The organism is Rhizobium sp. YTUHZ044 (assembly GCF_051123975.1).
GTDB lineage: Bacteria > Pseudomonadota > Alphaproteobacteria > Rhizobiales > Rhizobiaceae > Rhizobium.
In genome coordinates this window covers 3,561,376-3,586,045 of sequence record NZ_CP101426.1, presented here as the reverse complement: position 1 = coordinate 3,586,045, position 24,670 = coordinate 3,561,376, and the positions used below count along the sequence as shown (strand labels likewise).

Genomic DNA, 24,670 nt, shown 5'->3' with positions numbered 1-24,670 from the left:
AACATAATGGCCTCAGGCACAATGGAGAAGAGGAGAAGTGCAATGTCTCTCGGAATCCGCGTTTCCGGCCGGATCGGCCGTCCTGTTGCCGAAGTGTTCGATGCCGTCGTCAACCCGAAGAAACTCAGCAGCTATTTCACCACGATCGGCGGGGCGAGCGCCCCGCTCGTTCAAGGCACGACAGTAACCTGGTGGAAGGATGCGCCGGTCGAGGTTGTCGAGCTTGTGCCGGAAAGCCGCATCGTGCTTCGCTGGGACGGCGGCACTGCCGAGGACAAGACAAGGTATAAGACGCTGGTGGAAATGAATTTCAAGACGCTGGAGGATGGCGGCACGCTGGTGACGATTGCCGAGAACGGCTGGCGCGAGGACGAGGCCGGCCGGCGCGGCACCTATCTCAACTGCGAAGGCTGGACACAGATGCTTTGCAGCATGAAGGCCTTCGTCGAATACGGCATCAATCTGCGCGAGGGCATGTATCTCAGCGAGATGAAAGGCGAGCCGGCCAGCGCCCCGGATGTTTGACGAGGCCTGTCTCGAAGGAGATCGGCGGCCCATCGCCAGACTTTGCTTGCCTGTCACACTGCGGGTGCTAGTTTCCGGAGTCGATACTTCATCTCGGTTTCCAGGAGATTCATTATGCAGCTTGGTATGGTCGGTTTGGGCCGAATGGGCAATTATATGGTCCAGCGCCTGATGCGGGGCGGTCACGAATGCGTCGTCTACGACACCAGGCCGGAAAGCGTTGCTGAGCTCGCAGGTCTCGGCGCGACCGGCAGCGCTTCGATGGAGGAATTCGTCTCCAAGCTCACGCATCCGCGTGCGATCTGGCTGATGCTGCCGGCGGCGATCGTCGACAAGGTGCTGGCCAGCCTGGTGCCGCTGCTTCAGAACGGCGATATCGTCATCGACGGAGGCAATTCCTATTACCACGATGACATCCGCCGTGGCGCCGAACTCATCACCAAAGGCATCCATTATGTCGATGTCGGCACCAGCGGCGGCGTCTTCGGCCTGGAGCGCGGCTATTGCCTGATGATCGGTGGCGAGAAGGGCACCGTCCAACATCTGTCTCCGATCTTTGCGACGCTCGCCCCCGGCGTCGGCAAGACGGAAGCATCGCCAAACCGCACCGCCGAAGCGGCGGCGGCCAGCACGGCGGAGCAGGGTTATCTGCATTGCGGCCCGCACGGCGCCGGACATTTCGTCAAGATGGTGCATAATGGCATCGAATACGGCCTGATGGCTGCCTATTCCGAGGGCCTCAACATTCTGAAACACGCCAATATTGGCGCCGCCTCGCACGATGCCGATGCGGAAACCGCGCCGCTCGCCCATCCCGAACATTTTCAATACGACTTCAATCTGCCGGATGTCGCGGAAGTCTGGCGCCGCGGCAGCGTCATCACCTCCTGGCTGCTCGATCTCACCGCCGATGCCCTGCATGTCGACCCCGCACTTTCGAAATATGCCGGCCGCGTCTCGGACAGCGGCGAGGGCCGCTGGACGATCATGGCGGCAATCGACGAAAGCGTGCCGACACCGGTGCTGAGTGCGGCGCTCTACGGCCGCTTCTCCTCGCGCGACAATGACGAGTTCGCCAACAAGGTGCTGTCGGCAATGCGCGCGGGTTTCGGCGGCCACGTGGAAAAGCCGGCGCCGAAATCCTGAAGGCCAGTGTCACTCCCTTCACTGAGCAGAAGGCGACCGTCACCCGTAAATGGCGGGCTTGACGGCCGGCCTCGGTAGGCGGCGCCAGCGGTCTTTACTGGCCATCGGTACGGCTTTCCTACCGCTTGCTGGCGGCAGCAGTCGCGAGTATCCAATGCAAGATGTCAGCCTTGTTTTGTGCAAGCGCGACACTTGATTGGAGGGCGGTCGTGAAGCGTGACAGGGCAGGAGGCTTGAAGGCCGCCATATCGGGCATATTCATTGTGCTTCTTTCCGCGGCTTCGCCCAGCTTTGCCCAGACGCAGCCGGCACAAGCGCAGGCCGCGGCCGCTCCGCCGGCCCAAGTGCGTGAGATGATGCAGCTCATGCAGACGCCCGAGGTCAAGCAATGGATGTCGGCCCAGATGGCGGCGACGTCTGCGGGCGATACAGCGGTGGAAAACCAGATGTCTCTCCTGTCGGGTTTGCTGCAGCATGCCCGTCGTCATGTCTCGATGGTTTCCGATGCCGCGATGACGCTGCCCTTGCAGATCAACAATGCATTCTCGCTGCTTTTCGGCGAAATCGCCGCCACCGGCCGAATGCGTATGGCCGGCCAATTCCTGGCGATCTTTCTGCTGGGCGCGATCATCGAAAGCATTGCCCGCTATGCCTTCCGTCGCCGCCGTCGCCGTCTGGCTGCGATGGCAGGCATGCATCTGGCGCCGCGTGTCATCCCGGCGCTGATCTTCGCGGCGGCGACGGTGCTGACGCTGCTCAGCCTCTACTGGCCGCCGATCAGCCAGAGCATCGCCATCGTCTGCGTCGTCGCACTGATCGTCCAGCGTTTCACGATCTGCCTCGGCGGTGTGCTGGTCGATCTCATCGCACTGGCGCGGGCCGAGGAAGAGCGGCAGGGCATCCCCGCGCCGACCATGCCGGGCCGTGCCATCGCACTCTTCTGGTATCGCCGCTCTGCAACCTTCATCATCTACTTTATCTTCGGCTGGGCGGCCATTCAGTCGATGGAGCCGCTCGGCCTTTCCCCGAGTGCCCGCCTGTTCGCGGGTTACATGCTCGGCATTGGGCTGCTGCTGATCGCGATCGAGGCGGTCTGGTCGCGGCCTCATAAGGACGAGAAGCGTGGTCACGAAATTTCCTGGGCGCTCACCGTATATTTTCTTCTGCTCTGGGGCCTCTGGGTCACCGGCTTCAACTGGCTGCTCTGGCTCGGCATCTATGTGTTGATGCTGCCGCGGGTGCTCGCCGTCGCGACGATCGCGGTGAAATCGCTGCGGCAGACCGAGGCGAGTTTCCTTGCCACGCGCCGCATCGCCACCGTGTTGCTCGACCGCGGCGTTCGGGCGCTGATCATCGCAATCGCGGCAATCTGGCTTGGTCGACTGCTTGGCGTCGGGGCCGATACAATGGCCGCCGGCGACAAGATGGTCGACAAGATTGCGCGCGGGGTCATCGGCGGAATTGTCATCCTGCTTGCGGCGGATCTGCTCTGGCACGTCGTCAAAGCCTATATTGACGGCAAGCTGCTCGATTCACCTCTGGACGGTACCGCGACGGACGAGGAGAAGGCCAAACACGCGCGGATCCAGACGCTGCTGCCGATCTTCCGCAATATCCTTGCCGTGGTCATCGCCGTCATCGCGGTTCTGATGGTGCTCTCCGGGCTCGGCATCGAGATCGGGCCCCTGATTGCCGGAGCCGGCGTTGTCGGCGTTGCCGTCGGTTTCGGCGCCCAGACGATCGTCAAGGACGTCATCAGCGGCATGTTCTACCTCTGGGACGATGCTTTCCGTGTCGGCGAATATATCGAAAGCGGCAGCCACAAGGGCGTCGTCGAAGCCTTCAGCCTGCGATCGGTGAAGCTCAGGCATCATCGCGGACCGCTGACAACAGTGCCGTTCGGTGAACTCGGCGCGGTGAAGAACTTGAATCGCGACTGGACGATCGACAAGATCAGCCTCAACGTCAAATACGACACTGATCTCGTCAAGGCCAAGAAGGTGATCAAGCAGATCGGCCAGACACTGCTCGAGAACCCCGAATTCGGCCCGCACATCATCGAGACGCTGAAGATGAAGGGTGTCGAGCAGTTCGGCGAATTCGCGATCGAGATCCGCCTGTCAATGATGACGAAGCCCGGCGAACAGTTTGTTATCCGACGCAATGCACTGGCGATGATCCGCAACGCCTTCAAGGAAAACGGCATCGAGTTCGCCGTGCCGACGGTGCAGGTGGCGGGCGATCGCGAGGCCGATTTGGGGGCTGCCGTCGCGCGTTATGCCTCCCATATGCGAGCCAACGGCGAACCGGCTGCATGAATGCCGCCACCTGAACCTCATTATCGCTGCAAGGCATTCGCAAGCTTACGAAAATGCAATGTGCCATCACGTATTCCTGCGCAAATTCGCCCCAATTGAGGATGATTGAGGCGCAGGCGGCGGGGTTGGGTAGCGTCGGCATGGCTTCATAGAGCTTATATGCCCGTCATGTTCCGTCTTCGAAAAATGATTCCCGCCGAATTGGAAGCTGCGCAGGTACGAGATGTCGGATCACGGCAATTTGGAAGAGATGGAAGCGACGGACGGTTTTTCTTTTCGCACGCTTTTCAGACGTTACAGGACGCCGCTTACGGCAGCCGCGACGCTCATCGTCTTCTGTCTCGTCGGTTATGCGATCATGCAGCTCACGAACGAGGTGCGCTATGACGATGTCGTCGCAGCGCTGGCGGCGACCAGGCCGAGCGCGATCCTGCTTGCTCTGTTCTTTACGGCGCTGAGTTTCCTCTCGCTGGTCTTCTACGATCTCAATGCGATCGAATATATCGGCAAGAAGCTTCCCTTTCCGCATGTGGCGCTGACGGCATTCAGCGCCTACGCGGTCGGCAACACCGCCGGCTTCGGTGCGCTGTCGGGCGGCGCAATCCGCTACCGCGCCTATACGCGTCTGGGGCTCTCACCCGAGGACATTGGCCGGATCATCGCCTTCGTCACGCTCTCCTTCGGCCTCGGGCTCGCGGCCGTCGCATCGATCGCCCTCATCATCATCGCCAGCGAGATCGGTCCGCTGATCGGTGTCAGTCCGTTCCTGCTCCGGCTGGTTGCCGGCTCGATCATCGCCATTCTCGGGGCTGTAATGATTATCGGCCGCGAGGGTCGTGTGCTCGATTTCGGCGCCGTGGCGATCCGCCTGCCGGACTCGCGCACCTGGTCGCGCCAATTCCTCGTTACCGCCTTTGATATTGCCGCCTCCGCGTCGGTGCTCTACGTGCTCTTGCCGCAGACGGCTATCGGCTGGCCGGTCTTCCTCGCCGTCTATGCGATCGCCGTCGGTCTCGGGGTGCTCAGCCACGTTCCGGCCGGGCTCGGCGTCTTCGAGACCGTGATCATCGCTTCGCTCGGCAGCGCGGTGAATATCGACGCGGTGCTGGGTTCGCTGGTGCTCTACCGGCTGATCTACCATGTATTGCCGCTGTTGATCGCCGTGCTCGCGGTCTCGGCGGCGGAGTTGCGCCGTTTTGTCGACCACCCGGCCGCCTCCAGTGTCCGCCGTATCGGCGGACGGCTGATGCCGCAGCTGCTGTCGACCCTGGCGCTGCTGCTCGGCGTGATGCTGGTGTTTTCGAGCGTCACGCCGACGCCGGACCAGAATCTGGAATTCCTCTCCAACTATCTGCCGCTGCCGCTGGTCGAAGGCGCGCACTTCCTCTCCAGCCTGCTCGGGCTTGCGCTGGTGGTCGCGGCGCGCGGCCTCGGTCAGAGGCTCGACGGCGCGTGGTGGGTGGCCGTATTCTCGGCCGTTGCCGCATTGACCCTGTCGCTTCTGAAGGCGATCGCCCTTGTCGAAGCTGCCTTTCTCGCGTTTCTCATCTTCGGGCTCTTCGTCAGCCGGCGGCTCTTCACCCGGCATGCGTCGCTGCTCAACCAGGCGATGACGGCGTCCTGGCTGATGGCGATCGCGGTCATCGTCGTCGGCGCCATCGTCATCCTGCTCTTCGTCTATCGCGATGTCGAATACAGCAACGAACTCTGGTGGCAGTTCGAATTCACCGCCGAGGCGCCGCGGGGACTGCGCGCTCTGCTCGGCATCACCATCATCTCCTCGGCGATCGCCATTTTCAGCCTGCTCCGACCGGCGACTTTCCAGCCGGAGCCGGCGACGGAGGAGGCGCTGACGCGTGCCATCGAGATCGTCAGGAAGCAGGGCAATGCCGATGCCAATCTGGTGCGCATGGGCGACAAGAGCATCATGTTTTCGGAAAAAGGTGACGCCTTCATCATGTACGGCCGGCAGGGCCGTTCATGGATCGCGCTGTTCGACCCGGTTGGCGATCATCGTGCCGTGCAGGAACTCGTCTGGCGCTTCGTCGAAGCGGCGCGGGCCGCCGGCTGCCGCGCCGTCTTCTACCAGATCTCGCCGGCGCTGCTTTCCCATTGCGCCGATGCCGGCCTGCGCGCCTTCAAGCTCGGCGAACTGGCGGTGGCCGACCTCCGGACCTTCGAAATGAAAGGCGGCAAATGGGCGAACCTTCGCCAGACGGCGAGCCGAGCCCAGCGCGACGGGCTGGAATTCGCGGTGGTCGAACCCGGGGACGTGAGCGGGATTATCGATGATCTCGCCGCCGTTTCCAAGGCCTGGCTGGAACATCACAATGCCAAGGAAAAGGGCTTCTCCCTCGGTTCCTTCGATCCCGATTACGTTTCCTCGCAACCGGTCGGCATTCTCAAGAAGGATGGCAAGATCGTCGCCTTCGCCAATATCCTCGTCACCGAATCCCGCGAGGAGAGCACGATCGATCTCATGCGCTTCTCGCCGGACGCGCCGAAGGGCTCAATGGACTTTCTCTTCGTGCAGATCATGGAATATCTGCGTAACCAAGGTTTCACGCACTTCAATCTCGGCATGGCGCCTCTCTCCGGCATGTCGAAACGCGAAGCGGCACCCGTCTGGGACCGTATCGGCAGCACCGTCTTCGAACACGGCGAACGCTTCTATAACTTCAAAGGCCTTCGGGCATTCAAATCCAAGTTTCATCCGCACTGGCAACCGCGCTATCTTGCGGTTTCCGGAGGAGGCAATCCGATGATCGCGTTGATGGACGCGACATTTCTGATCGGGGGCGGATTGAAAGGGGTAGTGAGAAAATGATCAGGACAATCCTTCTTGCCACGGCATGCGTCTGCATGCTCGCGGCCGCACCGGCTAATGCCGCCGAGGAAACCACGCAAAGATTCGAAAGCGGCCTCATCCCATCGCCGCACATCTTCCTGCCGGAAGGGGAGGTGAAGGGCACCGTGATGCTGATCTCGGATGCCGCCGGCTGGGGCGATTATGAGAAGGCCGAGGCGGACAGGCTGGTCGCCGAAGGCGCTGTCGTCATCGGCGTCGAGTTTCCCTCTTATATCCAGGCGCTCAGCCGCTACGACGTCAGCCTCAACGACGGCTGCATCTACATGGTCTCGGATATTGAATCGCTGAGCCAGCAGGTGCAGCGCGCGACCGGCAACAATGCCTATCATTTGCCGATCGTCGCCGGCATCGGCGAGGGCGGGGCCCTGGCGCTGGCGATCGCGGCTCAGACACCGGATGCGACGATCGGTCAGACGCTTGCGGTCGATCCGCTGGCCGGCATTCCGCTGACCAAGGAGCTTTGCACGCCGGCTTCCAAGAAGGTGATCGGCCAACGCACGGTGTATGGTCTCAGCGACGGCGCCCTGCCGGATCCGATTATATCAGTCTTCACGCCTAAGGCTGACAAGGACGGCCGGGCGCATGCCGAGGCGCTGCAGAAAGCCCATTCCGAGATCGAGATCCGCGATTCCACAGACGATGCACAGACGGTATTCGGCGATACGCTCGACGACCTCGTCACCGCTTCCGGCGCCTTCGGCAATCCGCTTGGCCTGCCGCTGGCGGTGCTCGAGGCAACGCCTGCCTTCGATACGATGGCGGTGATCTATTCCGGTGACGGCGGTTGGCGCGACATCGACAAGGAGGTCGGCGGCACGCTGCAGAAGGAAGGCATTCCCGTCGTAGGCGTTGATTCACTTCATTATTTCTGGTCGGAGCGCAAGCCGGAGGAGACGGCCAGCGATCTTTCAAAGATCATCGATTTCTATCGTAAGCAGTGGAAGGTGAAGCATGTTCTGCTCGTCGGCTACTCTTTCGGCGCGGATGTCGTACCCGCAACCTATCAGTTGCTCAAACCGGCCGAGAAGTCCTCGGTGGTGCAGTTGTCGCTGCTGTCGCTCTCGCACCAAGTGGACTACGTCATCTCCGTTCTTGGTTGGCTCGGTCAGAAGACGGAAGGGGCGGGGGGCGATCCCGTCGCCGATCTGAAGAACGTCGATCCGAAGCTCGTGCAGTGCGTCTATGGCAAGGACGATGACGACGATGTCGCCTGTCCGGCGTTGAAGGATGGTGGTGCTGAAGTCGTTGAACTGCCCGGCGACCATCACTTCGACGAAAATTACGACCTTCTCACCAAGACGATCATCGACGCGCTGAAGAGACGTCTGCAGGATTAAGCGCTGCTGCCTTGCGGTATGCTTTGACAGTTCGATTGACGCATAACCCCAAAATCGATTTCGATTTCGGGTTATGCGTTTAATGCATCAGCTTTTCTTCGCGCCAGCCGAGTTCGGCGAGTTCCTTGCCGCGAAACCGCGCGTCGTCGGCGACGATGAATTCGTCGAGCTGCGGCGGGGCAATGCTGGTGCCGGCAAGCATCGCATGGACCTGGCCGCGATGATGGGTCTGATGCTGGAAAAGATGGGCGAGCACGTCGTCCATCCGCTCCTGCTGAATACGATTGCCGCGATGGAGATTTACGATTGAGATCAGCCTTTCCGGCGTCAGGGCTTCGCAAAGGTCGATCAGGCGCTGATCGACCTTTGCCTGTGCTTGCATCAGTGACTCGACGTCATCGAAGGGTTCGTCCACCTCGAAGGCCTGGAAGCCGAGCGTGCCGCCTTCCATGCCGTCGACATAGAACCAGTCGACCGTGATGATGTGATTCAGCGTCTCCTTGATCGACGGAAAGAAGCTCGTGCGCGGCGCTTCGAATTCGCCGGGCTTCAATGCCGCGCAGGCGTGAAGCAGCCGGTGATTGGCAAGGGCGTTGTTATAGGCAAGCTTGCGAAAGGCCCTGGCGGGATCGAAGGTCGACATCGGCGGCTTTCCTCTTCCAGCATTCCGGAGTGTTTTCAGTCATCGAGATTACCGTCGCGCCAGGCGAGATGACATTGTAGCCCGGGCAGGTTCTCGATTTCATCAGCGATGAAATAGGGCGGGATGTCGAGCGCGGTCAGGGCCGCGCGCGTTGTCGGCACCCATTTGAATTCGAGATGGTTGTCGCCATCTTCGACGCGATGGATGATTTCATATGGCTGAAAGGGGAAATTCCGGCGGACATTCCAATCAGCGTTTCCTCCGACGTCCCGCCGATTTCCGCCCGACCGCCAGGAAAGATCCAGAAGGGCTCGTGCACGGCGCGATGAACAAGCACATGCCCATCGCGAAAGCCGAGGCCGGCAATGCGATAGTTGAAACGCGCAGCGCCCTGAGTCAGGCGGATAGGAGTGCGCTTGCTCATGTCGTGCTTATCCGAGATCGATCACGACGATTTCCGGCGGGACGCCGAAGCGCACCGGTGCAATGGAGCAGCCGAGCCCGCCGGACACGATGATGTTACGCCCCTCCTCGACGATATGGCCATAGGCGTAGCGATTGCCGTAGCGCGAGGGGACGATCGGCGAACGGCCGAGGAAGCGGATCTGTCCGCCATGGGTGTGACCCGAGAGCGTCAGCGAGACGCGCTCGGGCACGCGCGGAAAGATGTCGGGCTCATGGGCGAGCAGGATAACCGGCGCGTCGTCGCTAATCTGTGCTATCGTTCCGTCGAGATCGTCGAGGCCGAGCATGCGCGTGCGGCCCCACTTCCCGCCGGACAGCAGCGCCAGCTGATCTTCAAGGCCTGCGAGCCAGAAGCCGCGGCCATCCTTTTCGAGCCGAACGGCGCGGTTGCCATAGACCGGGATTCCGACGTCGGCGAGCGCCCGGTGCCCGAAGGTCTCCATCCCGCCGTTCTTCTGGGCAGTCCTGTCTTCCCACCAATCGTGGTTACCCATGATCGCATGGACGCCGAGCGGAGCCTGCAGGGTGGCGAGCGCCTTCGACCATTGGCTCGAATGCACATATTGCGTCACCATGTTCATGCCGGAGGCGTAGTCGCCGAGCAGGACGGTCACGTCGCCTTCGAGTTCATTGGCCCGGCGGCAGATCGCAGCAATGCGGCTTGCCGACATCCATGGTTCGCAGGCATGGATATCGGCGAGCGCGACAACGCGGAGCTTCAGCCCCGGCGTCCAACCCGGCGGCGTCAGCCGGTAGCGGGCGATGCCGAGCCGCGCCAGCGGTTCATAGGCGAAGGCATAACCGCCGAGCGCGATGACGCCTGCGAAACCGCCGCCAAGAACCTTGAAAAATCCGCGGCGGGGGATCACTCAGTCGTCCTCCTGGAACAGCCGGAACTGCGCAGCCTCCATCTCCTTGGGCGGTTGCATTCCGAGATGTTTCCACGCGATTGCGGTGAGAACACGGCCGCGCGGCGTGCGCTGAATGAAACCCTGCTGGATCATATAGGGCTCGATGATATCCTCGATCGCGTCGCGCGGCTCGGAAAGGCCGGCGGCGATGGTTTCGATGCCGACCGGGCCGCCGCCGAAATTGACGGCGATCATGTTGAGATAGCGTTTGTCGAGTTGATCGAAGCCGACATTGTCGACCAGCAGGCGGGTCAGCGCTTCGTCGGCGATCTCGCGGGTGACGGCCTCGGCCCGTGCCACCTCGGCGAAATCACGCACGCGCCGCAGCAGCCGGCCGGCGATGCGCGGCGTGCCGCGGGCGCGCCTGGCGATCTCGCGGGCGCCCTCTTCGGTCATCGGCAGGTTCATCAGCCGTGCGCCGCGGCGCACGATCAGTTCCAGTTCCTCGACGGTATAGAAGCTGAGCCGCACCGGGATGCCGAAACGATCGCGCAGCGGCGTCGTCAGCAGGCCGAGGCGGGTGGTGGCGGCGACAAGCGTGAATTTCGAGAGGTCGATCTTCACCGAGCGCGCGGCAGGGCCTTCCCCGATGATGAGGTCGAGCTGGTAATCCTCCATGGCGGGATAGAGGATTTCCTCGACGGCCGGATTGAGGCGGTGGATCTCATCGATGAAGAGCACGTCGCGCTCCTCGAGATTGGTGAGGAGCGCGGCGAGATCGCCGGCCTTGGCGATGACAGGGCCCGAGGTTGAGCGGAAGTTGACGCCGAGCTCCTTCGCCATGATCTGCGCCAGCGTCGTCTTGCCGAGGCCGGGAGGCCCGACGAAGAGCACGTGATCCAGCGCCTCGCCGCGGTTCTTCGCCGCCTCGATGAAGATCTTGAGATTGGCGCGCGCCTCCGCCTGGCCGGTGAATTCGTCCAGCGATTGCGGGCGCAGCGTCACATCAAGATCTTCGCCCCGCTTTTCCGGCGATATCAGGCGGGCGGGCTCACTCATGCTCTCATTCCGTTTTGAAACCTGTTACAGCAATACACCAAACGTCGGGTGCCTCGACACCCATTCATTGGTTTTCCGGTTTTCACCGTGCCAGCTCTTTCAATCCGAGCCTTATCAGCTTGGCGCTATCGGCGCCGTCGCCGGCCGTCTTCATCGCCGCGGCAACGGCATTTGCCGCCTGGTCTCTGCTGTAGCCGAGGTTGGTCAGCGCGGACACTGCATCGGCAACCGGTGCGGCGGCGACGCCTTCGCCGAGTTCTTGCTTGAGGCCGATGTTGATTGCCTCGCCGGCATGGGCCGGTGCGCGGTTCTTGAGTTCGGTCACGAGGCGCATCGCCACTTTCGGGCCGACGCCCGGTGCGCGCGAGACGGCGGCGCGGTCCTGCAGGGCGATCGCATTGGCAAGCTCGCCCGGCGTCAGCGTCGAGAGCACGGCGAGCGCCACCTTGGCGCCGACGCCCTGGACGCTCTGCAGCAGGTTGAACCATTCCCGCTCCAATGCGGTCATGAAGCCGAAGAGTTTCAGTTGATCCTCGCGCACATAGGTTTCGATGAAGAGCACGCAGGCTTCGCCCGCCGATCCGAGCTTTGACAAAGTGCGGGCCGAGCAATAAGCGACGTAACAGACGCCGTGCACATCAACGAGCACATAATCTTCGCCGATCTCGTCTATGGTGCCTTTCAGCTTGCCGATCATGAGTCGCGGTCTTTCAAGGGTGCGTTTCGGGCGTAATGAGTTCAACGGAAGGAAAATAGGAACGATAATCGCCGGCATCGCGGGTTAAAATTCTGTAGCCCCTTATCGCCGCATGCGCGCCGATGAGGAAATCCGACAATATCCGTTCGCGTCCTCCGCCCGCGCGGCGGTAAAGCCGGAAGGCTTGAGCCGCGGCAAATGCGGCCGGCCACGGCAGGTTCTCGCGGCGGAATTCATCCTGCGGAAGCAGGCGATCGACTTCATCCACATCGTCATACCGAACGGAAAATTCGGAATAGATGATCGGATTTATAAGGACCGGTCCATCTCTGAAGATATCGAGTATCTTCCGGCGCGACCAATCGTGCCAGTCCGAGCTGATCATGGCCAGATCGACGAGGACGTTCGTGTCGACAAGCGTCGCCATCAGCGATCACGCGTCATCGACATGAGATCTTCGGCATCGATTTCCTGATCGCCGGTTCCCTCCAGACGACGGATCGTCTCGATGAAACGGTCCAGCCGACCTCTATCCTCGACTTCCTGCTTGCCGTTCTTCGGCGAGAGAACGAGCTTGCCGCCCTCAATCGAGAAAATGACCTCGCTGTTGGTCTCGATGCCGGCAAGCTCCCTGAGATCGCGGGGAATAGTGACCTGACCTTTGGATGTGACACGCATCAGAGGCTCCTTCAAAGTAAGAATTATCCTTACCGCAGGAACATGTCAAGAACGCCTTATCCTGCCAACGCTTGGCGCATCCGGTGGCCGCCGCGATTGTGGGCATGGCAAATGGCGATCGCCAAGGCGTCGGCGGCGTCATCGCCCTTGAATTCGGCCTTCGGCATCAGAATCTTCAACATCATGTGAATCTGCTGCTTTTCTCCGTGCCCGACGCCGATGACCGCCTTCTTCACGGCGTTGGGCGCATATTCAGAGACCGGCAGTCCCGCGCGTGCAGGTACCAGCATGGCGATGCCGCGGGCCTGGCCGAGCTTCAGGGTCGCCACGGCGTCCTTGTTGACGAAGGTCTGTTCGACGGCGGCTTCATCGGGCCTGTGAGCGTGGACGATATCGGCGAGCCCGTCATGCAGCTGGCAGAGGCGGGAGGCGAGGTCCATGTCGCCATCGGAGGTCACCGTTCCCGATGCCACGAATTTCAGGGAATTGCCTAAAGTGTCGATGATTCCCCAGCCTGTGCGGCGGAGGCCGGGATCAATGCCAATGATACGAATCGTATTTTGCATGGTTCAACCTATAGCGATTGCGAAATAAGTGCCATCGATATGTGAACAAACCGAAAACACCTGAGGTTTTAGAGCGCGCATTTACCGCGAATTAAAAGAGATGCCTGAATTCTAGTTCATCGAATGTGCGAGGGGCTTCGTTCCACAAGAATAAGTCCCCGATGTTCTGTTGACAGGTCAGCCGGCCGGGGATGCACCGCGTGCCCAGGCTGGCAGGCGCCGTTCAGAAGGGTTCATTGTATATGGCTCAGAGATTTCAGTCCCTGTCCTTCAAGGTCATTGCCACTTTCATCCTGCTGACCGTGCTGTCGATCGCGGTCATCGACGTGCTTGCCTATTTCGCCAGCAGCCGCATATCCGACGAGCAGGCGCTGAAGGCCAAGGAAAGCGTGCTGATCTTCCGTGGCGACATGTTGCAGGACCAACTGGCGCAGCTTGAGAACCAGGCCAATTCCATCGCGCGCATCGAGGCGCTGCAGATGTCGATCACCAGCTTGAAGAGCGGCTGGAAGACAATCCAGAAGACTTCGGGGGATGCTCGCGCCGAGCTGAAGAAGGTTTTCATCACGGGCAATCCCAACCCGGCCGACCAGCGCGAGAAGCTGATGAAGCCGGAAGGGCCGAGCGGGTTCTATTATTCAAACCATGAGCAGACGCAGGGCGAAGTTGCCCGCGACCTCGAAAACACCGCTTTCAGCGATCTGCTGATCGCCGATCTCGACGGTAGCGTGCTCTATTCCTACAAAAAGGACGACAACTTCGCGGAGAATCTGAAGTCGGACGCCTGGAAGACAACCGGCGCCGGCATCGCATTCGCCAAGGCGGTCGAGAATACCGCCAAGGCGACGGATGACGCCGCGCCGACGGGCTTCTCCGGCCTTCGTGTCGATGCGGCAAGCGGTAAACCCGCGATCTTCTATGCCGTGCCCATCGTCAAGCTCGGGGCCGCCAAGGGCATCATCCTGTTCAAGGTGCGCGACGACATCATCTCGAGCATTCTTGCCAAGGGCATCGTGCAGGGCAGCACCGCGCGGGCTGCGATCGTCTCCAGCGATGGCTCCGCTATCGCCCTCGATGCCGGGGGGAAGCTTGCGACCCTCGATGCCACCCCCTTCACTTTCATCAAGGACGCGCTTGCCAGCTCCGCGATGATCGTGGCTGATTTCGACCGGGCGGATGGCGCGGCCCGCGCCTATGTCCGTGGCATCGACTATCGCGGCGACCGCTTCCTCGTGGTCGAGAGCGTCCTGCTCAGCGAGCTCAATGCCGGCTCGATCGAGATCGCCACTTTGCTGACGATGATCGGCATCGGCGTGCTCGTCGTCATGGCCATCGCGACCGGGCTCGTCACCAATTTCCTGTTTTCGCCGCTGGCGCGGCTTGCCGGTGTGACTCGCGACGTCGCCGACGGCAAGCTCGACAGCGAGATCGGCAGCCTGAACCGCAAGGATGAGATCGGCACGATGGCCAACGCACTTGCCCGCTTCCGCCAATCGCTGATCGAAAGCCGCGCACTCGAAGCCGCCAGCGAAGAGACGCGCCTGCAGGCCGAGCACGACCGTCAGCAGAACCTCGCCCATCGCGAGGCCGAAGCGAGGACGCTGCAGCAGGTGGTCGAGGCGATTGACGAGGGGTTGCATCATCTGGCGAGCGGCGATCTCGCCTATCAGATCGATACGCGCTTCCCGAACGAACTCGAAAGCCTGCGCATCAATTTCAACGAGGCACTCGCCACGCTCAGCGAAACCATGACGGCGATTGGCGGTAACTCGATGGCGGTACGCGCCGGCTCCGAGGAGATGCGCACCGGCGCCGACGAGCTTGCCGGGCGCACCGAGCGTCAGGCCGGCTCGATCACCGAGACGGCGAATGCGATCAGCGCCATCACCCAGTCCGTTCGCCGCCAGATCGAGCGGGCAGAACAGGCCGAGCGCATCGCGCGCGACGCCAAAAAGGAGACGACCGGCTCCAGCCAGATCATGCGCGAGACGATCGCGGCGATGGAGGCGATCCAGACCTCCTCGCGCCAGATCAACACGATCATATCGGTCATTGACGACATCGCCTTTCAGACCAATCTCCTGGCGCTCAACGCCGGCGTCGAGGCGGCACGCGCCGGTGAATCGGGCAAGGGCTTCGCCGTCGTCGCCATGGAAGTCCGGGAGCTCGCCCAGCGCTCATCGAGCGCGGCCAAGGAAATCTCCAGCCTGCTGCAGAAATCGACGCATGAGGTCGAAAGCGGCGTTGCACTTGTGGAAAGGGCCGGCGTTGCCCTGACCGGCATCGGCGCCCATGTCGAGGCGATAAACGGGCAGATCAACGAGATCATGGAGTCGACCCGTGAGGAAGCCAGTACGTTGCGTGAGATCAACAGCGCCGTGGCCGAACTCGACGCGATGACGCAGCAGAACGCCTCGATGGTCGAGGAGACGACGGCGGCGATCCACCGGCTGGCGACGGAAGCTCTGGAAATGGACCGCCAGCTCGGCAATTTCACGCTGCCGCAGGGGCAACACAGGCCAAGTGCCGAGGTGCATGTGTTGCGTCGTCACCGCTGAGATGTGCTTTCGCTATTCGACAAGGGCCGCCATCGCGCGGCCCTTTTGTTTGCGTGCACGGTTTGGAATGGGTCAGGCGCCAACCTACATAGACGGCATCGTTCAACAGCCCGGCAGGTTTCCATGGTTCCCTTCTCCATACTCGACCTTTCTCCCGTTGCCGAAGGCAGCACCGTGCGCCAGTCGCTCGAAAGCTCGGCGCGAATGGCTCAGAAGGCTGAAGAATTCGGCTACAAGCGCTTCTGGCTCGCCGAGCATCACGGCATGCCTGCCATTGCCAGTGCGGCGACCGCCGTTGTCATCGGGCATGTCGGGGCTGCGACAAAACGCATCCGCATCGGTTCCGGCGGCATCATGCTGCCCAATCACTCGCCGCTTGTCATCGCCGAGCAGTTCGGCACACTGGAGGCGCTTTTTCCCGGCCGCATCGATCTCGGCCTGGGACGGGCTCCGGGGACGGACATGCGCACGGCACAGGCGCTGCGGCGTAACCTCGAAGCCGGCGCGAACAGCTTCCCGAATGATGTGGTGGAATTGCAGCAGCTTCTCGGTACCCCGCTCGAGAATCAGGCGATCCTTGCGGTTCCAGGCAATGGCTCGCATGTGCCGATCTGGCTGCTAGGCTCCAGCCTCTACAGCGCCCAACTTGCGGCGATGCTTGGGCTTCCCTACGCCTTCGCCTCGCATTTTGCCCCCGACATGCTGCTCGACGCCATCGCGATCTACCGCGAGCGCTTCCAGCCCTCGGCGACTCTCGACAAGCCCTATGTCATGGTCGGCGTCATGGGCGCGGTGGCAGCGACGGACGAGGAGGCGCGCTACCATTTCACGTCCGCCCAGCAGCAATTCGTCAACCTGCGGCGCAATGTGCGCGGTCCTTTCCCGCGCCCTGTCACCGATATGGAGAGCTTCTGGTCGCCGATGGAGAAGATGAACGTCGAACACACACTGCGCTACGCCGTGGTAGGGTCGCCGGCGAAGACTGAGGCGAAACTGGCGGAGTTTCTCAAGGAAACGGCGGCCGACGAGGTGATCATCTCGATGCCGATCCATGATGTCGAGGCGCGGCTGAAGTCGGTGGAACTGTTCGCAGGTCTTGGAAATTTCATGCGGGTCGCTGCGTAGGATTGTAAGCGGCGTCCGAGAGACAAAAAACCCGGCGTCGCGGCCGGGTTTTTATGGGCGATCGCTGCAAGGTTCAGGCTGAAAGCTTCGCCAGAACCTCTTCCGAGACCTCGAAGTTGGAATAGACGTTCTGTACGTCATCGTCGTCTTCGAGCGAGTCGATGAGTTTCATCAGCGACTGGGCTTTTTCCTCGTCCACCGGCACGTTGTTCTGGGCGCGCCAGACAGCCTTGACGGTTTCGGCTTCGCCGAGGCTAGCCTCCAGGGCTCTCGATACTTCGCCAAGCGCTTCGAAAGCGCAGGTAATGTAATGGCCTTCCTCGTCGGTCTCGACGTCATCGGCGCCGGCTTCGATCGCGGCTTCCATCACCTTGTCGGCGTCGCCAGCAGAAAGCTTATAGGTGATTTCCCCGACATGGTCGAACGAGAAGGAAACGGAACCGGTTTCGCCGAGGGCGCCGCCGGCCTTGGTAAAGATCGAGCGGACGTTGGAGGCAGTGCGGTTGCGGTTGTCGGTCAGGGCCTCGACGATGATCGCCGTGCCGCCCGGACCATAGCCTTCGTAGCGGACTTCATCATAGTTTTCGCCGTCGGCGCCGGCTGCCTTCTTGATGGCGCGGTCGATATTGTCCTTCGGCATGGACTGGGCCTTGGCATTCTGGATCGCCAAGCGAAGACGGGCGTTCATCGTCGGGTCGGGCAGGCCGGCCTTGGCTGCCACGGTGATTTCGCGCGCAAGCTTGGAGAACATTTTCGACCGCACGGCGTCCTGACGGCCCTTGCGGTGCATGATGTTTTTAAACTGTGAATGGCCAGCCATGGCACCCCTGTTCACGTCTCATTGTTCGGAATGGGCCGCCTTATAAAAGCGAAACGACACCCATTCAAGGAAAAAGCAGTTCGGAACAAAGGCAGGAGGATGACGTTTCAACCGAACTCCACCCAACGGAAAGGAACGGTCATGGCAAGTCTCAGCGAGGCGCGGGAGCAACCAGCTCGTCAGCTTTGGGATCAGGTCAACGATGTTCATGCCGGCATGCTCGGAATTTCCGGGCTTGATATGCACATGCAGCCGATGGCGCCGCATGCCGATCCGACCACCAACACGATCTGGTTCTACACCAAGACCGACGCCGACATCGTGCGCGCCATCAAACCCGGCAGTCGGGCGCATTTCTGCGTCATCGGCAAGGATCACGACTATCACGCCTGCCTTTCCGGCGTCATCGAGGTACGCCCCGACCCTTCCAAGATCGAGGAATATTGGAGTTCGATGGTGGCGGCATGGTATGACGGCGGCAAGAAGGACCCGAAACTCACCATGCTTTCCCTGCATGTCGATGATGCCGAGATCTGGGTTTCGACAGGCAGCACGCTAAAATTCGGTTGGGAGATCGCCAAGGCCAATCTCGATGACGACAAGATGCCCGAGGTCGGCGTCAAACGTCACCTGCAATTTGCTTGATCAGCAAGGTTTGGAGGGACCCGCCGGGCTTTTGCTTTTACTGCGCGCCTTTCATCACATAGATCAGCGGCTTCTTGGGAAGCGTGCGCATGGAGACGGTGAGGCTGTCATCAGGCGCATAAGTGATATCGAAGCCCTTTCCGAACATGGAGACGAAGGCATTGACCGGCGGACCACGGCGGTGCATCGGCAGGATCAGCGACGAGCGCAGCCGCTTGATAACGCGGCTCATGCTGTCGGCGCCCATGGTCAGGCCGCCGTCGACGGGCACCATGACGACGTCAAGGCGGCCGATTTCGGTATAATGGCTATCCGTCAGCTCGTAGTGCAGATGGCCGAGATGGCCGATGCAGAGACCGGCAATTTCGAAGATGAAAATCGAGTTTCCATCCGCCTGGGAGCCGCCGAGGCCGTAGCTGAAGCGGATGTCCGTGGTAACATTGCGGATATAGGCATCGCCGACGACGAGATTGATGCTGGCCTTCTCGCCCGGCACGTCGCTCCAGCCGTGGAGCACATGCTTGATGTCGGGCTCAGGCGTTAGGGTGAAGTGGGTCGTATGAGCTTTGTTCATCGTGACGACATCGGGCGTCGTCGCCGGCCTGTACCAGCCATTATAATCCGTCGCGATGATGATGCCGCCGGGTGTCTCGATTTCGAAGGTGGAATGGCCGAGATAGGTGAATCTAACATCCTCGCCCTCGGACACGGCCGGCACCAGCGCCGTGGCGCCAGAAAAACTGGCGAAGGTTACATTGGGCATTTTCTCGGCGATCGCGTGGCACTGGCTGGCTCGCTGGCGCTGCTCCTGTGCCTGGGCAGGATCTGATGCGGGGAAGGCCGCCAGGCATGTGATAGCGAGGATAAGATAATGCGGCTTCATGCCACCCCTCCGGCGCTTTCATTTAGCGGCGGAGGATGCGTCATGAGGTCGCAGCGGTCCAGAGCAGCGATGCTCACAATTGCGTGTTGGAGCGGCTGGATTACCTCCAGAACTCCGGTACCGTCTCCGCCAGCCGCGGCCCGAGCCGCAGCGGCGCGATCTTTTCGGCCAGTCCGGTGGCATCGGAAATCTCCACGCCGACGCCGCAGATCGTCGCTGGCCCGCTCGCCGCTTCCATGCGGCCCTTCGGCATCTTGGAGATGAAGCGGTTGAGCGGCTCCTCCTTGTCCATGCCGAGGGAGGAATCGTAATCGCCGCACATGCCGGCATCCGACATATAGGCGGTGCCGCCGTTCAGGATCTGCGCGTCGGCGGTTGGCACGTGAGTGTGGGTGCCGACGACGAAGCTGGCGCGGCCATCGACGAAATGTCCGAAACATTGCTTCTCGCTGGTCGCTTCCGCGTGGAAATCGAAAATGATCGCATCGGCCTGCTCCTTCAGCGGGCAGGCGTCAAGGATCACTTCGGCCGATTTGAAGGGGTCGTCGAGCTCCGGATGCATGAACACCCGGCCCATGACATTGGCAACGAGCACGCGCGCGCCGTTCCTGGCATAGAAAAGTCCGGAGCCGCGGCCGGGTGTGCCTTGCGGATAATTGGCCGGCCGCAGGAACTGATCATGACGCCCGGCAAAGGCGACGGCCTCCTTCTGGTCCCATACGTGATTGCCGGTCGTCACCACATCGGCGCCGGCATTGATCGTTTCGAGAAAGATGTCCTCGGTGATGCCGAAACCGCCGGCGGCATTCTCGCCGTTGACGACGACGAAATCGAGCCTGAGGTCGGAGATCAGACCGGGTAGCCGGTCCCAGACCGCCGTGCGTCCCGTCTTGCCGACCATGTCACCCAAAAAAAGCAGCCGCATTCCCTATCCAATCCAAGAGGCAAAAAAGCGAAGGCCGCTTTCTGTCAGGATGGCATCCAGGCTTATGTCATGCGGCTCGTCGGGCACATGTGCCACTTCCTGGCAGTCGAATGCAATGCCGATCAGCTTGGGATGCAGGTCTTTCTCTCTTAGCCGGCTGATGGCGCGGTCGTAGTAGCCGGCGCCGTAGCCGATGCGATGGCCTCTGACATCGAAGGCCGAAAGCGGCACGAGCATGATCTCGGGATCGAGGACGGCCGCGTGTTCGGTGGGGCCGACCGTGCCGAACCCGGTCGCGACAAGCGGTGCGTCTTCCGCCAGTTCGCGAAAGACGATGGTCTGCTTGTCGAGGATCGCCGGCACGCAGAGCCGCGCACCGCGTGCTGCAAAGCGCGCCATCAGCGGCCTGAGATCGGCCTCCGATCGGATCGGCAGGAAGCCGGAGATGATGGTGCCTGGCTCGAAAGCAACCGCCTCGCCGGCGTGATCGGCCATTGCGAGGCTTTTGGCGGTGCGCTCTTCAGGAGTGACGGCATCGCGGGCGGCCAGGCGTTCGTTGCGCAGCTGCGCTTTCAGTTCTTTTGCGGTCATACGATCTGCCGGATTGAGAGGTTCGGCCGAGCATAACCGGCCGGAGACCCGATGCAAATGCCGGCTGCGACAGGGCTGCGCCCGTTTCACGTCGTATCGGTCTGCGGTTGCCGATCGTCAGACGAGGATGTCCATCGACTCGGCGCAGATTCGTGTCACGGCGACACCGGCAGCGCGGCGGCCAGCCGCCGCATCGTTTCCTCGAGCAGAGGAGCTCCACCTGGCAGCCAGCCGAGCGCACGGATTTTCGCGGTGTTCATCGGATTGAGGGCAGCCTTGTCGGCGGGAGGCGGCAAGGCGTGACGACAGCCCGTTTCACGGCGGATAGGCGCGAGAATGTCGTGCGTGTCGACTGTTATGTCCGATAGGTTGAAGACCTCGCCCGAGATGCGGGTGCTTTCCGTCTCCAGCATCAGTCGCACCGCGCGGCCGATGTCGCGGCCATGAACCTCCGTCCCGGCGCGCGCAGCAACCGGCCGACCGGCGAGATAATCGGCGATGAGACCATCCCATTTGTTCGGCGTGAGATCGCCATAGACACCGGTCGCCCTCAGGCTTACGCCGGCAAAACCCGGCGTCGAGAGATGGCTAAGCGCACCTTCGGCGTCGAATTTGATCTGGCCGTAGAGCGTCTCCGGCTTTGGCAGCATCGTTTCGACAAGCTCGGTTCCCGGTGGGTGGTCGCCATAGGCAGCGCGGCTGGACAGGAAGACGCAACGGCGCGTGCCGGCGCGTTTGGCCGCTTCGAAAAGTCGGACGGTGCCGTCGAGGTTCAATCTCTGGAAGCTCTTGGGATCGTCGCCCTCGCCGCCGCGATATTTGCCGGGAACATGGCTGAAGGCGGCGTGGACGAAGAAATAAGCGTCGTCGAAGACGTCGATCTGATCCTTTTCGGGGTCGAGGGGGAGTGCTGTGAATTCGACCGGGCGGGAGAAGAAGCGCGGCAGCGGCGCCCGGCGCCCGCCGACAATCACGTGATAGCCGGCGGTCAGCAGCTCCTCGACGACGTACCGGCCGACGAGACCCGTTCCCCCGGATACCAATACTTTCATGCCGTCCCTTCCGGATTTCTCAGCGCCGTGATCTCGGGCATATCGCCGCTCTCGTGTATACGGTGCCATAGATCGATTAAAGGTTGTAGCTGTTTTGCCTTGGAATGATCCTTTTCCCACGGTTTCTCATACTGGTAGTGCAAGATCGAAATGCTCTTCCAGTCCCAAAGCTCCGGCATGGTGAACCAGACATATTGCAGCATGTTGAAATAAACCGGCAGGCCGTGCCATTCGGGGAAGAACGTCTCAAGAAAGGTCTGATCGGTGCGTCGCCAGAAGGCCTCCGGCCTGTCGAGGCGTTCGAGCATGTGCCGGAATGTCTCACGCGAGGGCGTGGCGACGAAGACGCCGGAATTCATGCGGCGAAAATCGGCAAGGCTTTCATAGACGTTGGGAGCGGCAGAAAGTTCCGGATAGAGGAAGAGCCTGTCGACGTTCTTCAGCACGAGGGCGTCGGCGTCGATGAAGACGCAGCGCTCATATTCCACCAGCTGCCAGAGCCTGAGCTTGCAGAAATTGTCGAGTGGCGAATGGAAGTCCGGCTTGCGGCCTTTGGTGAAGGGGGCCGCGGCATGGAGATGGCCACGGGCGTGGCGCTCGTTGAAGGTATCGGAGAGGGGCAGGTGCTCGACTTGGATCAGGCGACAGTCGAGGGTCTTGAGCGGGGCGAGGGCGGCCGCGTCAACGCCGCCGGTGTGGAGGACGACGATATCGGCGCCGGTGCCGGTGCGGCGCAGGGAGCGGGCGAGGGCGGTGGCGCCCATGGCATAGTCGGCGTTGGTGACGAGGGTGACGTAGGCTAGTTTCGAGGTAGAAGTCATCGGCGTCGGCCGCTTCCACCCACGCCCTCGTTCCTGTGCCTGTCACAGGAATCCAGCCACGGCGCGTCCGCGCCGTGAATGACTCTCCTGCGCCCAATGACCTGGGCGCGCTGGATTCCTGTGACGTCCCTCGGGCTAAGCCCGAGGAAGGGAATGAGGGGGAGATCGTGGGACTGGCAGGGCTTCAATAGTAAGCCCTCACTCACGATACCGACTTCAGCCGCTTGCCTTCCGGATCGTGATCAATCGTCGCGGCTATGTCCCTGGTCCAGGCGGAGACGGCCGGCACGCGGGAGCGGTCGACGCGATAGGCGAATTTCTTCGCCACGTCGACGATTTCGCCCAGCAGCCCGGCTTCCAGCGTGGTCGGTTCGAGGCCAAGGTCGAGGAACTTTTCGTTCCGGACGATCAGCTCGTTTTCGGCGGCCTCCTTGCGCGGGTTGGGCAGCCAGGCGATCTTGGCGCCGCTCATCCTGGCGATCATCTCGGCGAGGTCGCGCACCCGGTGGGTTTCCGTCATTTGATTGAAGATCTCGACGCGGGCGCCACGGGCGGGCGGGTTCTTCAGCGCCAGCTCGATGCAGCGCACGGAATCCTGGATGTGGATGAAGGCGCGGGTCTGGCCGCCGGTGCCATGCACCGTCAGCGGATAATCGATCGCTGCCTGAATGAGGAAACGGTTCAGCACCGTGCCGTAATCGCCGTCGTAATCGAAACGATTGATCAGCTGAGCGTGGCGGCGCGTCTGCTCGGTATGCGTTCCCCAGACGATGCCCTGATGCAGGTCGGTGATTCGCAAGCCGTCATTCCTGGCGTAGAACTGGAACAGAAGCTGATCCAGGCACTTGGTCATGTGGTAGATCGAGCCCGGATTGGAAGGGTAGAGAATTTCCTGGCTTACCGTCTCGCCCGTCGGCGTTTCGATGCCAACCGGCAGGTAGCCTTCAGGGATTGCCGCGCCGACCGTCGAGTAGCCATAGACGCCCATGGTGCCGAGATGGATGAGGTGGGCGTCGAGATTGAGCTCGGTCAGCGCGTTCAGCAGGTTATGCGTGGCGCTGACATTGTTGTTGACCGTGTAGTTCTTGTGGCGGTCGCTCTTCATCGAATAGGGCGCGGCGCGCTGTTCGGCGAAATGGATGATGGCATCCGGCCGGTGTTCCGAAAGCCATTTCTTCAGAAGTTCGTAATCCTTGGCGAGATCGATCAGATTGAAGTGGATACGGCGTCCGGTTTCGGCATGCCAGATGCGCGTGCGCTCCTGGATCGAATCCATCGGAGTGAGCGACTGAACGCCGAGTTCGGTGTCGATCCAGCGGCGCGAGAGATTGTCGAGAATATGGATATCGTGACCGGCATCGGAAAGGTGGAGCGAGGTGGGCCAACCAATGAAACCGTCTCCGCCCATAACCGCAATCTTCATCGCATCGTCTCCTGATCGGTCGCTTATTATCGGCAATAGTTAGAAATTATGACAATCATTCAATGCCTGCCGGCGGCGCATTCAACGGCTGCCGGCCGGGCATTCAATGCTTGCCTGCCGCGAAGCGTTGCGCCAAAGAGGGCACCTCACTTTGGAGAAAATTATGACGGAACGCCCTTTTTCCATATCGGGAGAGCTGACGGAGGCTGGACACCGCCTCGTCCAGCGGGTCTATTATGAAGATACGGATTTCTCCGGCCTGGTCTATCACGCCCGCTACCTGCACTTCCTCGAGCGCGGCCGTACCGACTATCTGCGCTGCCTCGGTGTCGAGCAACGCGAACTCGTCAGCGCCGACGAGGAAGGCCTCGTCTTCGTCGTTCACCGCATGGAGATCGATTTCAAGAGCCCCGCGCGCATGGATGACGTGCTGACGATCCTGACGCATACGGAAAAGGCCGGAGGCGCCAAGATGGTGCTCAACCAGCAGATCCGTTCAGGCGAAAGCCTGCTGATTGCAGCCAGGGTGATCATCGCCGTCATCAATGCCAAGGGGCGGCCACGCCGGCTGCCGGAAACGCTGGCGGCAAAATTCCTGGAAGGCAGCCATCCTTTGTAGTACCGAACCAGGCCTTGTCAAAACTTGAACTTTATGTGAAGGAATTACCGCGCC

Annotated in this window: 23 protein-coding genes and 1 pseudogene; 9 read left to right on the top strand and 15 right to left on the bottom strand. The window is 61.4% G+C overall.

Features of this window, described 5'->3' with window-relative positions; genetic code table 11:
• The first annotated feature begins 42 nt into the window (after positions 1-42).
• The 5 genes from NL154_RS17680 to NL154_RS17660 all read left to right on the top strand — a co-directional run bounded on the left by NL154_RS17680 (position 43) and on the right by NL154_RS17660 (position 8,195).
• Entirely contained in the window at positions 43-525 is a 483-nt protein-coding gene (locus NL154_RS17680; protein WP_210629919.1) for an SRPBCC domain-containing protein, read from the top strand.
• A gap of 114 nt (positions 526-639) precedes the next feature.
• Positions 640-1,671, top strand: a complete 1,032-nt coding sequence (gnd, locus tag NL154_RS17675) for a phosphogluconate dehydrogenase (NAD(+)-dependent, decarboxylating) (RefSeq protein ID WP_210629920.1) — start codon at positions 640-642, stop codon at positions 1,669-1,671.
• A gap of 209 nt (positions 1,672-1,880) precedes the next feature.
• On the top strand, positions 1,881-3,989 hold the full coding sequence (locus tag NL154_RS17670; RefSeq protein WP_434733127.1) for a mechanosensitive ion channel family protein: 2,109 nt from the start codon (positions 1,881-1,883) through the stop codon (positions 3,987-3,989).
• Between the two features lie 223 nt (positions 3,990-4,212).
• Positions 4,213-6,816, top strand: a complete 2,604-nt coding sequence (gene mprF / locus NL154_RS17665) for a bifunctional lysylphosphatidylglycerol flippase/synthetase MprF (protein WP_434733126.1) — start codon at positions 4,213-4,215, stop codon at positions 6,814-6,816.
• On the top strand, positions 6,813-8,195 hold the full coding sequence (locus tag NL154_RS17660; protein WP_221146454.1) for a virulence factor family protein: 1,383 nt from the start codon (positions 6,813-6,815) through the stop codon (positions 8,193-8,195). The genes mprF and NL154_RS17660 overlap by 4 nt, the downstream gene beginning before the upstream one ends.
• A 79-nt stretch (positions 8,196-8,274) precedes the next feature.
• Here NL154_RS17660 and NL154_RS17655 read toward each other — a convergent pair whose 3' ends face one another.
• The 8 genes and pseudogenes from NL154_RS17655 to ruvC form a co-directional block, all read right to left on the bottom strand.
• Positions 8,275-8,838 (bottom strand): DinB family protein, encoded by a 564-nt coding sequence (locus tag NL154_RS17655; RefSeq protein ID WP_210629923.1) that lies wholly within the window; start codon positions 8,836-8,838, stop codon positions 8,275-8,277.
• 35 nt (positions 8,839-8,873) lie between these two features.
• Positions 8,874-9,262, bottom strand: a pseudogene (locus NL154_RS17650) (NUDIX hydrolase).
• A gap of 7 nt (positions 9,263-9,269) precedes the next feature.
• Complete coding sequence (locus NL154_RS17645) at positions 9,270-10,172, bottom strand: metallophosphoesterase (protein ID WP_434733125.1); 903 nt, start codon at positions 10,170-10,172, stop codon at positions 9,270-9,272.
• Positions 10,173-11,213, bottom strand: a complete 1,041-nt coding sequence (gene ruvB, locus NL154_RS17640; RefSeq protein ID WP_184455061.1) for a Holliday junction branch migration DNA helicase RuvB — start codon at positions 11,211-11,213, stop codon at positions 10,173-10,175. It abuts the gene before it with no gap.
• A gap of 82 nt (positions 11,214-11,295) precedes the next feature.
• Positions 11,296-11,910: a Holliday junction branch migration protein RuvA gene (ruvA, locus tag NL154_RS17635; protein WP_210629925.1), complete on the bottom strand. Its 615-nt coding sequence runs from the start codon at positions 11,908-11,910 to the stop codon at positions 11,296-11,298.
• A 13-nt stretch (positions 11,911-11,923) separates the two neighbouring features.
• Positions 11,924-12,337, bottom strand: coding sequence for a type II toxin-antitoxin system VapC family toxin (locus NL154_RS17630; RefSeq protein ID WP_434733124.1), 414 nt, complete (start codon positions 12,335-12,337; stop codon positions 11,924-11,926).
• Positions 12,337-12,588, bottom strand: coding sequence for an AbrB/MazE/SpoVT family DNA-binding domain-containing protein (locus NL154_RS17625; RefSeq protein WP_184455063.1), 252 nt, complete (start codon positions 12,586-12,588; stop codon positions 12,337-12,339). Before NL154_RS17625 ends, NL154_RS17630 begins: the two co-directional genes overlap by 1 nt.
• Positions 12,589-12,644: 56 nt before the next feature.
• The gene (ruvC, locus tag NL154_RS17620; RefSeq protein ID WP_221146455.1) at positions 12,645-13,154 is read right to left on the bottom strand and encodes a crossover junction endodeoxyribonuclease RuvC; all 510 of its coding nucleotides are present in this window, start codon (positions 13,152-13,154) and stop codon (positions 12,645-12,647) included.
• A gap of 242 nt (positions 13,155-13,396) precedes the next feature.
• Here ruvC and NL154_RS17615 point away from each other — a divergent pair, with 242 nt between their 5' ends.
• Both NL154_RS17615 and NL154_RS17610 read left to right on the top strand, forming a co-directional pair.
• Positions 13,397-15,712, top strand: coding sequence for a methyl-accepting chemotaxis protein (locus NL154_RS17615; RefSeq protein ID WP_434733123.1), 2,316 nt, complete (start codon positions 13,397-13,399; stop codon positions 15,710-15,712).
• Positions 15,713-15,835: 123 nt separating this feature from the next.
• A complete protein-coding gene (locus NL154_RS17610; RefSeq protein WP_434733122.1) occupies positions 15,836-16,837 on the top strand; it encodes an LLM class flavin-dependent oxidoreductase in 1,002 nt (333 codons plus the stop codon).
• 73 nt (positions 16,838-16,910) lie between these two features.
• Here NL154_RS17610 and NL154_RS17605 read toward each other — a convergent pair whose 3' ends face one another.
• Positions 16,911-17,657, bottom strand: a complete 747-nt coding sequence (locus NL154_RS17605; RefSeq protein ID WP_210629930.1) for a YebC/PmpR family DNA-binding transcriptional regulator — start codon at positions 17,655-17,657, stop codon at positions 16,911-16,913.
• 141 nt (positions 17,658-17,798) lie between these two features.
• Here NL154_RS17605 and NL154_RS17600 point away from each other — a divergent pair, with 141 nt between their 5' ends.
• A complete protein-coding gene (locus NL154_RS17600; RefSeq protein ID WP_210629931.1) occupies positions 17,799-18,302 on the top strand; it encodes a pyridoxamine 5'-phosphate oxidase family protein in 504 nt (167 codons plus the stop codon).
• A gap of 37 nt (positions 18,303-18,339) precedes the next feature.
• Here NL154_RS17600 and NL154_RS17595 read toward each other — a convergent pair whose 3' ends face one another.
• The 6 genes from NL154_RS17595 to NL154_RS17570 form a co-directional block, all read right to left on the bottom strand.
• Positions 18,340-19,185, bottom strand: a complete 846-nt coding sequence (locus NL154_RS17595; protein WP_434733121.1) for an MBL fold metallo-hydrolase — start codon at positions 19,183-19,185, stop codon at positions 18,340-18,342.
• Positions 19,186-19,285: 100 nt separating this feature from the next.
• Positions 19,286-20,110 (bottom strand): TIGR00282 family metallophosphoesterase, encoded by an 825-nt coding sequence (locus tag NL154_RS17590; protein ID WP_088677967.1) that lies wholly within the window; start codon positions 20,108-20,110, stop codon positions 19,286-19,288.
• A 3-nt stretch (positions 20,111-20,113) separates the two neighbouring features.
• Positions 20,114-20,701, bottom strand: a complete 588-nt coding sequence (locus NL154_RS17585; protein ID WP_210629933.1) for a 5-formyltetrahydrofolate cyclo-ligase — start codon at positions 20,699-20,701, stop codon at positions 20,114-20,116.
• A 155-nt stretch (positions 20,702-20,856) separates the two neighbouring features.
• The gene (locus tag NL154_RS17580; RefSeq protein ID WP_434733120.1) at positions 20,857-21,753 is read right to left on the bottom strand and encodes an NAD-dependent epimerase/dehydratase family protein; all 897 of its coding nucleotides are present in this window, start codon (positions 21,751-21,753) and stop codon (positions 20,857-20,859) included.
• The gene (locus tag NL154_RS17575) at positions 21,750-22,574 is read right to left on the bottom strand and encodes a glycosyltransferase (RefSeq protein WP_210629935.1); all 825 of its coding nucleotides are present in this window, start codon (positions 22,572-22,574) and stop codon (positions 21,750-21,752) included. Before NL154_RS17575 ends, NL154_RS17580 begins: the two co-directional genes overlap by 4 nt.
• A 202-nt stretch (positions 22,575-22,776) precedes the next feature.
• Positions 22,777-23,997, bottom strand: coding sequence for an NAD-dependent epimerase/dehydratase family protein (locus NL154_RS17570; RefSeq protein WP_210629936.1), 1,221 nt, complete (start codon positions 23,995-23,997; stop codon positions 22,777-22,779).
• 163 nt (positions 23,998-24,160) lie between these two features.
• On the opposite strand from NL154_RS17570, the gene ybgC reads away from it, so the two are divergent.
• Entirely contained in the window at positions 24,161-24,616 is a 456-nt protein-coding gene (ybgC, locus tag NL154_RS17565; RefSeq protein WP_210629937.1) for a tol-pal system-associated acyl-CoA thioesterase, read from the top strand.
• Positions 24,617-24,670 lie beyond the last annotated feature (54 nt).

Coding starts and splice junctions, on each gene's coding strand:
- NL154_RS17680 (WP_210629919.1), top strand. CDS start 43: ATGTCTCTCGGAATCCGCGTTTCCGGCCGGATCGGCCGTCCTGTTGCC.
- gnd (WP_210629920.1), top strand. CDS start 640: ATGCAGCTTGGTATGGTCGGTTTGGGCCGAATGGGCAATTATATGGTC.
- mprF (WP_434733126.1), top strand. CDS start 4,213: ATGTCGGATCACGGCAATTTGGAAGAGATGGAAGCGACGGACGGTTTT.
- NL154_RS17660 (WP_221146454.1), top strand. CDS start 6,813: ATGATCAGGACAATCCTTCTTGCCACGGCATGCGTCTGCATGCTCGCG.
- NL154_RS17655 (WP_210629923.1), bottom strand. CDS start 8,838: ATGTCGACCTTCGATCCCGCCAGGGCCTTTCGCAAGCTTGCCTATAAC.
- ruvB (WP_184455061.1), bottom strand. CDS start 11,213: ATGAGTGAGCCCGCCCGCCTGATATCGCCGGAAAAGCGGGGCGAAGAT.
- ruvA (WP_210629925.1), bottom strand. CDS start 11,910: ATGATCGGCAAGCTGAAAGGCACCATAGACGAGATCGGCGAAGATTAT.
- NL154_RS17630 (WP_434733124.1), bottom strand. CDS start 12,337: ATGGCGACGCTTGTCGACACGAACGTCCTCGTCGATCTGGCCATGATC.
- NL154_RS17625 (WP_184455063.1), bottom strand. CDS start 12,588: ATGCGTGTCACATCCAAAGGTCAGGTCACTATTCCCCGCGATCTCAGG.
- ruvC (WP_221146455.1), bottom strand. CDS start 13,154: ATGCAAAATACGATTCGTATCATTGGCATTGATCCCGGCCTCCGCCGC.
- NL154_RS17615 (WP_434733123.1), top strand. CDS start 13,397: ATGGCTCAGAGATTTCAGTCCCTGTCCTTCAAGGTCATTGCCACTTTC.
- NL154_RS17610 (WP_434733122.1), top strand. CDS start 15,836: ATGGTTCCCTTCTCCATACTCGACCTTTCTCCCGTTGCCGAAGGCAGC.
- NL154_RS17605 (WP_210629930.1), bottom strand. CDS start 17,657: ATGGCTGGCCATTCACAGTTTAAAAACATCATGCACCGCAAGGGCCGT.
- NL154_RS17600 (WP_210629931.1), top strand. CDS start 17,799: ATGGCAAGTCTCAGCGAGGCGCGGGAGCAACCAGCTCGTCAGCTTTGG.
- NL154_RS17595 (WP_434733121.1), bottom strand. CDS start 19,185: ATGAAGCCGCATTATCTTATCCTCGCTATCACATGCCTGGCGGCCTTC.
- NL154_RS17590 (WP_088677967.1), bottom strand. CDS start 20,110: ATGCGGCTGCTTTTTTTGGGTGACATGGTCGGCAAGACGGGACGCACG.
- NL154_RS17585 (WP_210629933.1), bottom strand. CDS start 20,701: ATGACCGCAAAAGAACTGAAAGCGCAGCTGCGCAACGAACGCCTGGCC.
- NL154_RS17580 (WP_434733120.1), bottom strand. CDS start 21,753: ATGAAAGTATTGGTATCCGGGGGAACGGGTCTCGTCGGCCGGTACGTC.
- NL154_RS17575 (WP_210629935.1), bottom strand. CDS start 22,574: ATGACTTCTACCTCGAAACTAGCCTACGTCACCCTCGTCACCAACGCC.
- NL154_RS17570 (WP_210629936.1), bottom strand. CDS start 23,997: ATGAAGATTGCGGTTATGGGCGGAGACGGTTTCATTGGTTGGCCCACC.
- ybgC (WP_210629937.1), top strand. CDS start 24,161: ATGACGGAACGCCCTTTTTCCATATCGGGAGAGCTGACGGAGGCTGGA.